This window comes from Plantibacter flavus (assembly GCF_002024505.1).
GTDB lineage: Bacteria > Actinomycetota > Actinomycetes > Actinomycetales > Microbacteriaceae > Plantibacter > Plantibacter flavus_A.
Window position 1 is genome coordinate 4,151,460 of the sequence record NZ_CP019402.1, and the last position, 13,155, is coordinate 4,164,614.

Genomic DNA, 13,155 nt, shown 5'->3' on the forward strand with positions numbered 1-13,155 from the left:
ATCTCGATTTCGCAGTGAATCTGCCATATCCTCTCAATCGACCGCCAGGACCACCGCCGAATCTGGACGTTTGGAGCAATCGATGCAACTCGACGACACCCACATCCGCATGCTGGAGCTGCTCCGGGAGGACGGGCGGGCTTCGGTCGCCGCTCTCGCGGAGGAGCTCGGGATCTCCCGTTCGAACGCCTACTCGCGGTATGAGGCCATGCTCCGCGCCGGCGTCCTGAAGGGGGTCCACGCGGAGATCGAGCCGGCGACGGTCGGGCTCGGCGTCGCGGCGATGGTCTTCATCACGCTGCGCCAGAGCCAGTGGGCCGACTTCCGCGCGCGGCTGTCCTCGGTCCCGGAGCTCGAGTACTTCGCCGTCACGACCGGCGAGCACGACGCGATGATGCTGATCCGGGCCCCTGACGTGGCGGCGATCCACGAACTGGTCGCCACCCGGCTCGCACAGTGGCCGTCCATCAAGGCGACGACGACCGTGTTCCTCATGGACGAGGAGCGGTCGAACGTGTCGCTCCGCATGACGAGGTCCGAGCGCACGAGCGTCGAGGACTCCGGCGAGCGCTTCGGCATGACCCGGTTCGTCCGGACGAGCGACGAGCGCGCCCAGCGGGTGCCGGAGCGACGCGGACGCTGACCCGCCGGCGGTGGCGTGCCGACCCCGACCGGTTCAGGCGGCGACGATCTCCCGACAGATGCTGACATGAGCCTGTCCGTCCGGACCGATGAAGTCCTCGGTGAGGATGAACGAGCCGTCCTCCGCGCGGGAGATGATCGAGCTCGCCTCGCCGCGCGTCGTCAGGTCGCCGGCACGGTTGCGGTGCACGAACGAGATGTCGATGCGTTCGCCGGTACGCACCCCGCAGAACCGTCCGATGGAGACGGTGTCACCGACGTATTCGCCCCACAGCACGCCGTGCGTCTCGTGGTAGACGAATCGCGTGGGCGCGTCGGCGTCGACGACGCTCGCGGACGACGACACCATGTCGAACACCTTCGCATCGAGGTTGAAGTCGAGCGTCGAGCTGGTGCCGGTGTCGGCGGTTCCTGTCATGCCGTCATTCTGCGGAGGCGTCCGAACGGGTGTCAACCTGCCGACGATCCGTCCATCCCGTCCATCACCTGAGCCGGTCGGGCAGGACGAAACGATGGATCGGACCCCATGGGCGGGATGTTCCGCTGGCTCCGGAGGTCGCAGCTTGACGGCGTCCACCGCGGGTGGCTTACTGATGTCCATGTGTCCAGACAGCCTGCAGTTCCGCGACCCCCGCACCCAGCCACTCCCCCGGGACGACGCGTTCCGCGAGTACCTCGCGACGGGCTGGGGTGCGGTGGATCGCTCCGTCGACCTCGCCGAGGGTGCCGGCGCGGCCGCCGGACGTCACCGCGACGCCATCAGCGCGCAGTTCCCCGGCCACTGGCTCGTGGTCACCGCGGGACGCGCCGTGACGCGCGCGAACGACACCGAGTTCCCGTTCCGTCCGGACAGCGACTTCGTGTGGCTCACCTCCTGTCAGGCGGAGGGCGCGGTCCTGGTGATGCGGCCGACCGCCGGTGGGCACGACGCGACGCTGTACCTCGCCGAGCCCGTCGGTCCCGGTGAGGAGGCGTTCTACGCCGACGCCATGCGCGGCGAGCTCTGGATCGGCCCGTCCGCCGGACTCCCCCAGTGGGCGGAGGCGCTCGGCATCGAGGTCCGCTCCCTCGAGGTGCTGGACGAGTCCCTCGCGCTCCTGCCCGCCGACGCGCTCCGCGCAGGCGCCCCGGAGCCCCGGGTCGACGGTCGATTCGCGGCGTCGCGAGCGCTCCTCATCGCCCTGTCCGCCGCGAAGCTCGTCAAGGACGACTGGGAGATCGCGCAGCTCCGCGCCGCCGTGGACGCGACGGTCGGCGGGTTCCGCTCGGTCGTGCGCGAACTGCCCGCCGCCATCGAGTTCGGCGGAGAGCGCTGGTTGCAGTCGACCTTCGAGCGCCACGCCCGCACGTTCGGCAACGGTGTCGGGTACTCGACCATCATCGGCAGCGGACCACACGCTCCCACGCTGCACTGGACGCGCTGCGACGGTCCGGTCCTCCCCGAGCACCTCATCCTCATGGACGCCGGCGTCGAAGCCCGCTCGCTGTACACCGCCGACGTCACGAGGACCTTCCCGGCGAGCGGGTCGTATTCCGCGGCCCAGCGCGAGGTCCACGACCACGTCGAGCGGGCCCACCGTGCCGCGATGTCGCAGGTCGGCCCCGGCCGCTCGTTCATCGACATGCGGAACACGGCGTACGAGCAGATCGCCACGAGCCTTCGCGACCTCGGCATCCTGCAGGTGTCGGTCGACGAGGCGATGTCGCCGAACGGCCAGCAGCACCGCCGCTACCTGCCGAGCGGCACCGGCCACCACCTCGGACTCGACGTGCACGACTGCGCCCGCATCGGCGACGAGCGGTACCTCGACGAGCCGCTGCAGCCGGGCGCCGTCCTGACGGTCGAACCAGGTCTCTACTTCCACGCGAACGACCTCACCGTGCCGCCGGAGCTGCGCGGCATCGGCGTCCGCATCGAGGACGACCTGCTCGTGACCGCCACCGGACACGAGGTCCTCTCCGCGGCACTCCCGATCAGCGCGGACGGTCTCGAGGCCTGGTTGCGGAGCTGACCGACGGTTCGCAACTCAGGACGGTCGCCGCGTGTCGCGGCCCTTCCGTTCGGTGCTACCAGCGACTCGCCCGGTGCGTCCTGCGTTGCGAACGAGCCTAGGCTTGCACGGTGAGTCAGCCCGACGCCCCCATGCGCACCGCCGTCCGCCCGAGCCCCGGCGTCCTCGCGACCCTGCGGAACCCCAGGGCCTTCAGCGTCGAGATCCTCGCCGGGATCGTCACGACGTTGGCGCTCATCCCCGAGGTCATCTCCTTCTCGATCATCGCCGGCGTCGACCCGAAGGTCAGCCTGATCGCCTCCGTGGTCCTCGCGCTCTCGATGTCGATCCTCGGCGGGCGTCCGGCGATGATCACGGCCGCCGCGGGCGCCGTCGCCCTGGTCGTCGCGCCGCTCGTCAAGGAACACGGCGTGGAGTACCTGCTCCCCGCGGTGATCCTCGCGGGCCTCATCCAGATCGTGTTCGGCGTCACCGGTCTCTCCCGACTCATGCGGTTCATCCCCCGCTCGGTGATGATCGGCTTCGTCAACGCGCTCGGCATCCTCATCTTCGTCGCCCAGGTCCCCCACCTGCTCGGTGTCCCGTGGCTCGTCTACCCGCTGTTCGTCATCACGGTCCTGATCGTCCTCCTGCTCCCCAAGCTCACCACCGCGGTGCCGGCGCCGCTCGTCGCCATCGTCGTCGTCACCGCGATCACGATGATCGCGCACGCCGCCGTGCCGACCGTCGGCGACCAGGGCGACGTCTCCGGCGGCCTCCCCGGGTTGACCGCGCTGCTCGTGCCGCTGAACCTCGAGACGCTCGGCATCATCTGGCCGACCGCGCTGAGCGTCGCGTTCGTGGGGCTCATGGAGACCCTCCTCACGGCGAAACTCGTCGACGACATCACCGACACGACGTCGTCGAAGGGGCGCGAGTCGTGGGCCCTCGGCGTCGCCAACATCCTGGCCGGGTGGTACGGCGGGATCGCCGGCTGCGCGATGATCGGTCAGACGGTCGTGAACGTCAAATTGGGGCGCGCTCGGACGAGGATCTCCACCTTCGTCGCCGGCGTCTTCCTCCTGCTGCTCGTGACCGCGCTCAGCCCGGTGATGGCGCAGATCCCGATGGTCGCGCTGGCCGCCGTGATGATGATCGTCGCCATCAAGACCGTCGACTGGCACAGCGTGCGCCCGGCGACCCTGCGACGGATGCCGATCCCCGAGACCGTCGTGATGGTGTTGACCGTCGCGGTGGTCGTCATCACGCACAACCTCGCGATCGGCGTCGCTGCAGGAGCCGTCCTCGCGATGGTGCTCTTCGCGCGGCGCGTGGCCCACGTGATCCGCGTCCGTCGGGTCCTCGCGGAGGACGCTACCTCCGTCCGGTACAGCGTCATCGGCCCCCTGTTCTTCGGCAGCAGCAACGACCTCGTCGAGCAGTTCGACTACGCGGCCGATCCTGCGGACGTCGTCGTCGACTTCACCGCCTCGCAGATCTGGGACGCCTCGAGCGTCGCCGTCCTCGACGCCGTGCAGGAGAAGTACGCCGCGCACGGCAAGCAGGTCGTGTTCACCGGACTCGACGAACGCAGCTCGGCCTTCCACGGAAAGCTCACCGGCCACCTCTGAGCCGATCGCTCCGGCACCACCTCAGAGGTGCAGCACTCGACGGAGCCCCGCGTCCAGATCCAGTGACAGGGTGAAGGGCACCCTTCCGGCGGCCGGACCGAGGTCCTCCTCATCGAGGGTGAGCAGCTGCGTGGTGTTCACGACGGAGTCCTTCGGCAGACCGGAAGCCGTCGCAGGGAGGAAGACGTTGCCCGGGAGCTCGGCGAGCGCCGTGTTCGACGTGACGACCGCGACGATCACGGTCCGGAGTGCGCTCCGCGTGTAAGCATCATGTTGGACGACCACGACCGGCCGGCGGCCGGCGGGCGCACTCCCCCGCTCACGAGGACCGAGATCGACCCACCGGATGTCGCCGCGGCGGATCACCAATCGTCTCCCACGGTGACTGCGGCAAGGCGGTCGCGCCCGGCCGAGGCGACGACCCGTGCTTCCTCCGCCGAAGCGACTCCCGCATGCCGCAGCGCGGTGTCCACTGCGGCCGTGACGCCGGCGGCTCCGGTCTCGTCGAGATACCGACTCGCCGCCGCCGCGAAGAACTCGGACCGGTTGACACCGAGCTCGGCGGCGCGAGCTTCGACGCGGGTGAACAGTTCATCGGGCAATGAGATGGCGGTCTTCACAGGAGAAAGTATAACTGGGTATAACCCCGTGCGCGACCGTGAATCGCTGATGGTGTGTGCGTGGCTGAGCATGCGGCCACGGTACGCGGACCCCGTCGTCCCAGGCCGTGTCGCTGCAGAGGTGGGGGAAGGCGCCTCCGCAAGCCGGGCTGTGGAGGACTGAAGTCGCGGATTCGCAGGCCGCCAGAGGATGATGGAGCCATGGCAGAAACCGGAACGCCCAGAGTCGCGGTCTACATCGACTTCGACAACATCGTCATCTCGCGCTACAACCAGCTCTACGGGAAGGCGGCGTTCAGCCGGGATCGCGCCCGTTCACATGTGCCGTCCGCCGCTCCGGAGGGCGACGAGATCTCCGAGCGCCTGCAGGCCGCTCGGGTCGACGTGGGCGCCATCCTCGACTACACCTCGTCGTTCGGGAACATCGTCATCAGCCGTTCCTACGCCGACTGGTCCGAGCCGGTCAACTCCGCGTACCAGAAGGACCTCGTGGACCGCGCGGTCGACCTGACGCAGATGTTCCCCACGACGAAGGCGATGAAGAACGGTGCCGACATCCGCCTCGCCGTCGACGTCGTCGAGGACCTCTTCCGTCTCCCCGACCTCACGCACATCGTGATCGTCGCAGGCGATTCGGATTACATCTCACTCGCCCAGCGCTGCCGACGCCTCGGACGCCACGTCATCGGGATCGGTGTCGCAGGCGCGACGAGTCGTGCGCTCATGGCGGCGTGCGACGAGTTCTCCGACTACGACGACATCCCCGGGATCGTCCGCCCGGTCGTCACGCGCACGCCCCGCACCCCTGCCGCCGTCGAGAGCACGGCGGAGGTGTCCTCTGAGGCACCGAAGTCCGCACCCAAGTCCGGAGGGCGTCGTCGCGCCTCGTCCGGGTCCACGCCGACGGCCGAAGCACCGGCCGCCCAGACACCTCCGCGGATCGGCGGCCTCTTCACCGAGCCGGTGTTCAGCCACCGCGACGCCGACGACCTGGACGACTCCGACGACGAGACCGCGGACCCCTCCGGTCCCGACGCACAGCGCGCGGCGACCGAGCTCCTGGTGCGCGCACTCCGCCTCGTGCACGCCAAGAACGACGACGAGGACTGGCTGCTGAACGCCGAGGTGAAGAACCAGATGATCCGCATGGATCCGGCGTTCAAGGAGAAGCCGCTCGGCTACCGCTCGTTCAGCGACTTCATCAACTCGCGCTCGGACCTCGTCGAGGTGAACCCGGACGCGAGTCCCGACGGACGACGTCTGCGGCTGCGCGAACTGGGTTGAGCCCGGGCCCGCCGCAGGAGATCAGCCTCGCAGCAGGACCGTCCGCCTTCGGGCGTCCTGCTCCCGCGAGGATCTCCTGCTGCGGCGGTGCTCAGGCGCCCCGGAAGAACGCCTGGACCGCCGCGCTCAGAGCGGTCGGATCGTCGATGTGGCACAGCTCGCGGGCGGAGTGCATCGACAGCAGCGGCGTCCCGACGTCGACCGTCCGGATGCCGAGTCGCGTCGCGGTGAGCGGGCCGATGGTCGAGCCGCACGGCACCGTGTTGTTCGACACGAAGTCCTGCGAGGGCACACCTGCGGCGGCGCAGCTCCGGGCCCACAGCGCGGCCCCAAGGGCGTCGGTCGCGTAGCGCTGATTTGCATTGATCTTGAGGAGCGGACCGCCACCGGCGATCGGCCGGTTGGCGGGGTCGTGGCGTTCCGGGTAGTTCGGGTGGATCGCGTGGCCGGCGTCCGCTGACAGGCACCAGGAGGCCGCATAGGCCTGGAGCCGTTCGGACACCGTCGCCCCCAGCGACGCACCGATGCGGGTGAGGACGTCGTCGAGGAACGGACCGCTGGCGCCGGAGGTCGAGGCCGAACCGAGCTCCTCGTGGTCGAAGGCGGCGAACACCGTGATGTGTGCGGCGTCGTCCGTCGCTCCCCCGTCACTCGCGGCCAGCAGCGCCGCGAGTCCGGCATGGACCGAGGTCAGGTTGTCCATGCGTCCGGCGGCGAACAGCTGCCCGTCGAGACCGAATCGCCGGGGCTCCTGGGTGTCGGCCACGAGCACGTCGTACCCGGCGATCGCGGTGGGATCGATGCCTGCGATCGACGCCAGATGCGCGAGCACGTCGGCGTGGCCGAGGTCACCGACCCCGTACACCGGCTGCAGGTGGCGCTGGCGATCGAGGACGAGGCCGTCGTTGGCGCTTCGGTCGAGGTGCACGGCGAGCTGCGGGATGCGCAGGAACGGGCCGGTCCGGACGAGGTGCACGGTCCCGTCGAGCGTCACCAGGCGTCCGGCGAGTTCGAGTTCGCGGTCGAGCCAGGAGTTGAGGAGCGGTCCGCCGTAGACCTCCACCCCGGCCTGCAGCCACCCGTGGGCGCCGGTCGTCGGCTTCGGCTTGAGCTTGAAGCTCGGCGAGTCCGTGTGCGAGCCGAGGATGCGGAACGGCGTCGTGGCGTGCGCCTGCTCGGGCTGCACCCAGGCGATCACCGCACCCTCGCGTTCGACGAAGAACCGGCCGGCGCCACCGTCCCAGGACTCCGTCTCGAGCCGCCGGGTGAAGCCGGCCGCCGTGAGGCGCCGAGCGCTCTCCGCGACCGCGTGATACGAGGTGGGCGAGGCGACGATGAAGTCGGCGAGGTCGGTGATGTGGGCGACGGAGTCCATCCCACCATCCTCCCACCACCCACGCACCCGGCACGTGGATGCACCAGGCCCTACCCTGGACGGGTGACGAAGACCCGCAGCGACCTCATCGGGCCCGCAAGCGGCCTGTCCGAGGATCGTCGCGGACGGATCGCACGCATCGTCGACGGTTGGTTCTTCGCCTTCGGCACGGCTGCGGCCGTCTTCCTGGCCTACGTGCTGCTCACCGAGGCGTTCGCCCGCGGTTGGGCCCAAGCCTGGTTCATCCTCGTCATCTACCTCGTCATCGCCTACCTGATCCTCCCCCGCCTGCACACCGTGCTGTCGCGCGTCTACCTGCCCGACTACTTCATCGGACGCACTCGCACGCGCGAGGGCATCCTCGGTGATCCCGTGAACCTCGGCCTCCGGGGTCGGGAGGAGCAGATCCATATGGCGATGCTCTCGGCGGGCTGGACGCTCGCCGACGACCTCGGCCTGCGCGCGAACCTGCGGATCGTGACCTCGACGCTGACCAGGCGCAGCTACTCGGAGGCGCCCGTCTCGTCGCTCTACCTGTTCGGTCGCCGCCAGGCGTTCTGCTACCAGCAGGAGGTCGACGGCAGTCCGGGGAAGCGGCACCACGTCCGGTTCTGGCCGACACCAGCGGGCTGGCTGCTCCCGGGCGGATACCAGGCGGATTGGTTGGCCGCCGGGACGTACGACCGATCGGTCGGGATCAGCATCTTCACGCTGCAGGTGACCCACCGGATCGCCGACGATGTCGACGACGAGCGCGATCACATCGTCGCGTCGATCGCGGCGGCGGAGGTCGGAGCGACGACGTCCGTGATCGAGAACTTCTCCACCGGCTACCACTCACGGAACGGCGGAGGCGACGCGATCGTCACCGACGGCGACCTGCCGATCATCGATCTCAGCGCGGTGGTCGTCCCGCCGGCGGCGACCTTGCCGGCCGCCGACGCTCCCCCGACGCGCTCCCTCATCCGGGCCGGCGACCCGCGGCCCCTGGACACCACCGTCGGCGTGGTCCTGATGGTCGTCGCGGCACTGTCCACCGTGCTCTCCGGCGTCCTCCTCGTCTCCGATTGGAAGCAGGTCATCTCGGAGGCCCGTGCGACGGCCGCGACGGCTGACGACGTCGTCCTCATCCCGTGGGTCGTCGGGGCCGTGCTGGCCCTGTCGGCCGTGGTGACGCTCTGCTACCTCGTCCTCGCCTGGCGGGTCCATCGGGGAGGCAACCTCGCGCGCCTGCTCGCCATGACCTTCAGCTCGACGTCCATCGCCACCCTCGCCGCGAGCTATGTCGCCGGCGCCGGCGGATTGACGCTGCAGACCAACCTGATCGGCTTCGCGGTCGACTGTTCCATCATCCTCGCCCTCTCCGGAACCGAGGCCCGTGACTGGGCCCGTGGGCGACAACGACGCACCCGGAGGACGAAAGCATGACCGACGCACCCGACCAGACGGACGAGGGGCCACGCCCCGCCACCTCGCTCAAGCGCGCGCTGCTCCTCGGCGCAGCCATCATCACGATCGTCGCCGGGCTGACGGTGCACTGGTCGGTGGCAGCGGCCTGGGCGAACCCCGTGACCAACGCGCTCTACACGGTCCTCGTCGCGCTCCTGCTGGCCTTCGCCGCCCCACGGCGTCCGCTGTGGCAGATCGCCCTCGGCGCGTTCGGCTTCTCGGCGGCGATCGAGTGCTTCCAGGCCACGGGCGTGCCGTCCGCACTCGCGGACCAGTGGCCGCCCTCGGCGCTCGTGCTCGGCACGACGTTCATCCCGACGGACTTCATCTCCTACGCCCTGGGCGCGGCGGCGTTCCTGTTCCTGTCACTCGCCATGTCGCTGGTGATCCGCTGGGTTCGCAACGACATCCTCGAACGACGCGCACGCGCGGACCGGGAGACACGGCGCCGATCGGACTCAGGACCCGCCTGACCAGTCCCCTAGCCGCGAGTCGTCTCCCCGTACTGGACGTGTTCGAGGTCGAAGACGGCCTCGGCCAACGCCGACCTCGCCGCTTCGAACTCGACGTCGTCGGGGTGGCCCACCACCCGGGCATGCTCGAGGTGCCAGGTGGCACTGCGCAGGAGTTCGACGGTGGTCGGAGCGGGGGAGGGCGCTCGCGTCGAGGCCGCGGGTGGGACTTCGGCGTTCGCCGCTCCGCCGGGGACGAACTCGATCGTGTTCGATTCCGCCGGAGTGTCGTCCTGAGCGTATGCCTTCTTCTTCATATGTCCTTCATCGGGGTCGTGAACTGTTGTGGCTTGCCGGGCGATGGGCTCCGATAGCGGCGAAGATGCCAGCGGCGGAGCCGATTTGAAATATGCTGATTTAGGAATGTTCTGCTTGGGGCGCTGTTCAGGTCGCGCCATGGCGAGGAGCGTGGGGACACGCCCACGGTCGTCCGGAGCATCCGAGGCACCGAGGACCTGGAACCGTTCCAGCCCCCAACGGGACCAGGCGGACGCCGTCCACGCGCAGATGGCCGCGTCGATGAGGTCCTCCCGATGCTTGTGCGCCGATTCCTTCAGCGGCGACGGTTCCGCGGCGAGGAGCGCCGTCACCGGGTGGGTGTCGAGGTAGAGTGGCGGCGTCGCCGAGGTCAGCGCCTGCAGGCTCGAGACGAGGTCGTCACAGACCTCCGCGCGGCGTCGCCGTCGCTCGGCGACAGGGAGACCCGGGTCGAGGCGTTTGTACCGGGGCCGCGCATCCGGGTACCCGAACTCCTCGGCACCCACCAACGTGGTGTGGGGATAGGCCTCGAAGAACACGACGGCATCCGCCGCCGGCGTGCTCAGTCCGTCGAAGTACTGGAACCCCGCCGCCTCCAGCGCCGTGAAGAGCGCGACACCACCGAGCGCGGGCAGGCCGAGGTTCGACGGGTAGGCCGAGACCTGCCAGCGCCCGTACCGCTGCCCGACCTCACGTTCACAGAGACGCATGCCGGTCTCGTTCTGGACGAGCAGAGGGGCGTCGACCGCGATCACGGAGCCCGGTGAGGCGGTGGCGACGATCCAGGCGACGACGGCGTCGATCCCCACGGCCCACCCGGCCTCGATGACCGTCCCGGTCTCGTCGATGCACACCAGTCCCGACTCGTTCGCCGCGCGGGAGCCGGTCCCCTCGCCCCAGGCGAGGTCGACTCCGAGGAAGCGGGTCACGAGCGGTTCCTTCCGGTGCATGCGGCGAGGCACCGCCTCCCGAGCCTACTGGGCAGACGTCGACGACTCCTCGGATCCGGCGGCGGGCCGGAAGTGAGGAGCCGTCGAGCGTCCCGAGCGCTCGATCAGCCGACCGGGCCCTCGATCAGCGTCACGTCAGCGGTCTGGGAGGTCCCACTCGCCGTGGTCCAGGTGACGGAGACCGTCTGGCCGGGTTCGAGCGTGGCCATGGTCGCCGTCAGGGTCTGAGCGGAGTCGATGGCGGCACCGTTGATGCCGGTGATGACGTCGCCGGCTGCGAGGCCGATCGACGCCGCGGGCGTGTTCTCGATCACCGAACCGACCACGGCACCCGGCACGGTCTGGGCTGCGCCGGATGCGGCCAGACCGATCCCGATGAAGGCCGGGTAGCCGATCGAGACGGTGTCGGTCTCGACGCCGGTGCGGATCTGGTCGACGATGGACAACGCGTCGTCGATCGGGATGGCGAATCCGTCGATGTCGGTCCCACCGGAGGAGGCAGCGGTGTCGACGCCGACGACCTCGCCCTCCGAGTCGTAGAGCGGCCCGCCGGAGTCGCCGGACTGGATGTCCGCGTCCGTCTGGATCAATCCGGTCAGCTGCTTGCCCGCCCCGGTCGTCTCATCCTGGACCGTGATGTCCTGCTCGAGGGCGGTCACGGACCCGTCCGCAGCGCTGGGGGTCCCACCCGTGCCGCCGGCGTTCCCGACCCCGGTGACGGCGTCACCGACGGCTGCGCCGCCGTCGTCGTCGATCGTGACGGTGTCCAGCCCCGAGGCGCCGTCGAGCTGCAGGAGCGCGACGTCGTTCGTGGCATCGGTCCCGACGACGCGCGCGTCGTACTGCTCTCCGGTCGCCACGACGGTGACGACGATGCTCGTCGCTCCCGCGACGACGTGGTTGTTGGTCAGGATCTGGCCGTCCGCGGTGAGGATCATCCCGGTTCCTGCGGCGGCGGCCCCCTGGTAGGCCAGCTCGGTGTCGATGTCGACGACACCCACGGACTCCGCGGCGGTGGCGCTCCGGGTGTTCGCCGTCGCGGCATCCGGCGTCGCCTGCTGTGGCCCTGGCCCACCGGGAGCGCGGAAGCTCTGACCGCCCTCGTCCGGCACCGTCTCCGTCACCTGTGAGGAGGCGGCGACACTCTGGAACGCGCCGGCCGCCAGCGAAGCGAGGCCGAGACCACCGGTCACGAGGGACACGACCGTGGCGGCCGTCGCGGCGGCGATGATCCACCCGATGGGCTGCTTCTTCGCCGGGGTGCCGGTGGTCGACGGCGGCTGGGGGATCGTCTGCTGTCCGTACGGTCGGGGCTGCCAGGTGCCGGAGGGGGCGTACTGGCCCTGGCCGGCGGCGTACGGACCGTACTGACCCTGTGGGCCCTGGCGATGACCGGGCCACGCGTGACCGCTCGTCGCGTGGGGAGCCGTCGCGTAACCGAAGGGCGTCGTGGGCTCGCGTCGCGGACCACCCGCGGCCGTGTTGCCGGGGTAGCCGGCCGGGGGAGTGACGTCCACACCCGGCTGGGGCTGGTACGAGCCGGTGGGCGGCTGGTACGGATCGGGAGCGGGGGACGACTGCGGCGTCTCCGCCGGTCGGGTGCCGTCCGTTGGACGCGGCTCAGGGCGTTCCGGGTCTGGGGTGTTGTTCACGGGGATTCCTCTCGGCGGGGGTGCTGAGATCATCTGACTCCCGCAATCCGAGTGAATCGTCTGGTTCGACCATGAACGACCTTTGAGCTTCCCGACCGTTTCCCGGATGACGATCGTGTAGAGGCTCCATGCGGGACACCACCTCAGGGTCGCGTGAGCAACGCCTCCAGCGCGGGTCGGGCCTCAGCCTCGGAGATGTGTCCGGCGACGACGAGTTCCGCGAGCCCGTGGACCGCGGCCCAGACCGCCGTGGTCAGAGCGGCGATGACCTGCGGCTCGGCACCGGGGGCCAGCGACGCCGTCGTCTCGGCGAGCAGCGCCTCGACGCCACCGATGAGTGGCGCCATAGCCTCGCTGGGTGAGCCGGGGACACAGACTTCGGGGTCGTAGATCAGGCGGAACCGCTCCGGATGCTGCGCCGCGTAGTGCACATAGGTCGAACCGATCCGGACGGCCGTCTCCTGTGGGTCTCGACCCGCCGTCGCCTGCCGCTCCTCGCGCATGGCGTCCAAGAGCTCGGCCATGCCGCGTTCGCTCAACCGTTTCAGGAGCGCGGTCCGGTCGCCGAAGTGGTGGTACGGCGCGTTGTGACTGACTCCGGCGCGACGTGCGACCTCTCGCAGGCTCAGCGTGGCATGGCCGTGCGTCCGCATGAGTTCGAGCGCAGCGTCCTCAAGCGCCGGCCCGAGGTTGCCGTGGTGGTACGCCGTCGTCGATCTTGACACAAGCAACATCGTACCCGTACCGTCGGTTCCGACCAGAAGTGGACAGTGTCCACATTCTTGGCACTG

13 protein-coding genes are annotated in these 13,155 nt (G+C 69.7%); 6 read left to right on the plus strand and 7 right to left on the minus strand.

Translation table 11 applies throughout. The annotated features are described in order from the left end of the window. Positions 1-82 precede the first annotated feature (82 nt). Positions 83-643 (plus strand): Lrp/AsnC family transcriptional regulator, encoded by a 561-nt coding sequence (locus tag BWO91_RS19225; RefSeq protein WP_079003723.1) that lies wholly within the window; start codon positions 83-85, stop codon positions 641-643. A gap of 33 nt (positions 644-676) precedes the next feature. Here the strand turns inward: BWO91_RS19225 and BWO91_RS19230 are convergent, their stop codons facing one another. Then, positions 677-1,060, minus strand: a complete 384-nt coding sequence (locus tag BWO91_RS19230; RefSeq protein ID WP_079003725.1) for a hypothetical protein — start codon at positions 1,058-1,060, stop codon at positions 677-679. A 175-nt stretch (positions 1,061-1,235) separates the two neighbouring features. Here BWO91_RS19230 and BWO91_RS19235 point away from each other — a divergent pair, with 175 nt between their 5' ends. Continuing rightward, positions 1,236-2,654, plus strand: coding sequence for an aminopeptidase P family protein (locus tag BWO91_RS19235; protein ID WP_079003726.1), 1,419 nt, complete (start codon positions 1,236-1,238; stop codon positions 2,652-2,654). 131 nt (positions 2,655-2,785) lie between these two features. After that, positions 2,786-4,264 (plus strand): SulP family inorganic anion transporter, encoded by a 1,479-nt coding sequence (locus BWO91_RS19240; protein ID WP_079003727.1) that lies wholly within the window; start codon positions 2,786-2,788, stop codon positions 4,262-4,264. A 21-nt stretch (positions 4,265-4,285) separates the two neighbouring features. Here the strand turns inward: BWO91_RS19240 and BWO91_RS19245 are convergent, their stop codons facing one another. Continuing rightward, positions 4,286-4,630: a type II toxin-antitoxin system PemK/MazF family toxin gene (locus BWO91_RS19245; protein WP_276207382.1), complete on the minus strand. Its 345-nt coding sequence runs from the start codon at positions 4,628-4,630 to the stop codon at positions 4,286-4,288. Next, complete coding sequence (locus tag BWO91_RS19250) at positions 4,627-4,884, minus strand: CopG family ribbon-helix-helix protein (RefSeq protein ID WP_079003729.1); 258 nt, start codon at positions 4,882-4,884, stop codon at positions 4,627-4,629. Before BWO91_RS19250 ends, BWO91_RS19245 begins: the two co-directional genes overlap by 4 nt. Before the next feature lie 201 nt (positions 4,885-5,085). On the opposite strand from BWO91_RS19250, the gene BWO91_RS19255 reads away from it, so the two are divergent. Continuing rightward, a complete protein-coding gene (locus BWO91_RS19255) occupies positions 5,086-6,168 on the plus strand; it encodes an NYN domain-containing protein (protein WP_079003730.1) in 1,083 nt (360 codons plus the stop codon). Positions 6,169-6,259: 91 nt separating this feature from the next. Here the strand turns inward: BWO91_RS19255 and BWO91_RS19260 are convergent, their stop codons facing one another. After that, a complete protein-coding gene (locus tag BWO91_RS19260) occupies positions 6,260-7,543 on the minus strand; it encodes a M18 family aminopeptidase (RefSeq protein WP_079003731.1) in 1,284 nt (427 codons plus the stop codon). 63 nt (positions 7,544-7,606) lie between these two features. On the opposite strand from BWO91_RS19260, the gene BWO91_RS19265 reads away from it, so the two are divergent. Next, positions 7,607-8,971: an LssY C-terminal domain-containing protein gene (locus BWO91_RS19265; RefSeq protein ID WP_240555605.1), complete on the plus strand. Its 1,365-nt coding sequence runs from the start codon at positions 7,607-7,609 to the stop codon at positions 8,969-8,971. Further along, complete coding sequence (locus BWO91_RS19270; RefSeq protein ID WP_079003732.1) at positions 8,968-9,465, plus strand: DUF2809 domain-containing protein; 498 nt, start codon at positions 8,968-8,970, stop codon at positions 9,463-9,465. The genes BWO91_RS19265 and BWO91_RS19270 overlap by 4 nt, the downstream gene beginning before the upstream one ends. 8 nt (positions 9,466-9,473) lie before the next feature. Here the strand turns inward: BWO91_RS19270 and BWO91_RS19275 are convergent, their stop codons facing one another. The 3 genes from BWO91_RS19275 to BWO91_RS19285 all read right to left on the minus strand — a co-directional run bounded on the left by BWO91_RS19275 (position 9,474) and on the right by BWO91_RS19285 (position 13,089). Beyond that, a complete protein-coding gene (locus BWO91_RS19275; protein WP_079004074.1) occupies positions 9,474-10,691 on the minus strand; it encodes a DUF429 domain-containing protein in 1,218 nt (405 codons plus the stop codon). Between the two features lie 125 nt (positions 10,692-10,816). After that, positions 10,817-12,364, minus strand: coding sequence for a trypsin-like peptidase domain-containing protein (locus BWO91_RS20360; protein WP_240555607.1), 1,548 nt, complete (start codon positions 12,362-12,364; stop codon positions 10,817-10,819). Between the two features lie 143 nt (positions 12,365-12,507). Next, positions 12,508-13,089 carry a TetR/AcrR family transcriptional regulator gene (locus tag BWO91_RS19285; RefSeq protein WP_079003734.1) on the minus strand — a complete coding sequence of 194 codons (582 nt, stop codon included), beginning with the start codon at positions 13,087-13,089 and terminating at the stop codon, positions 12,508-12,510. Between the last annotated feature and the right edge of the window lie 66 nt (positions 13,090-13,155).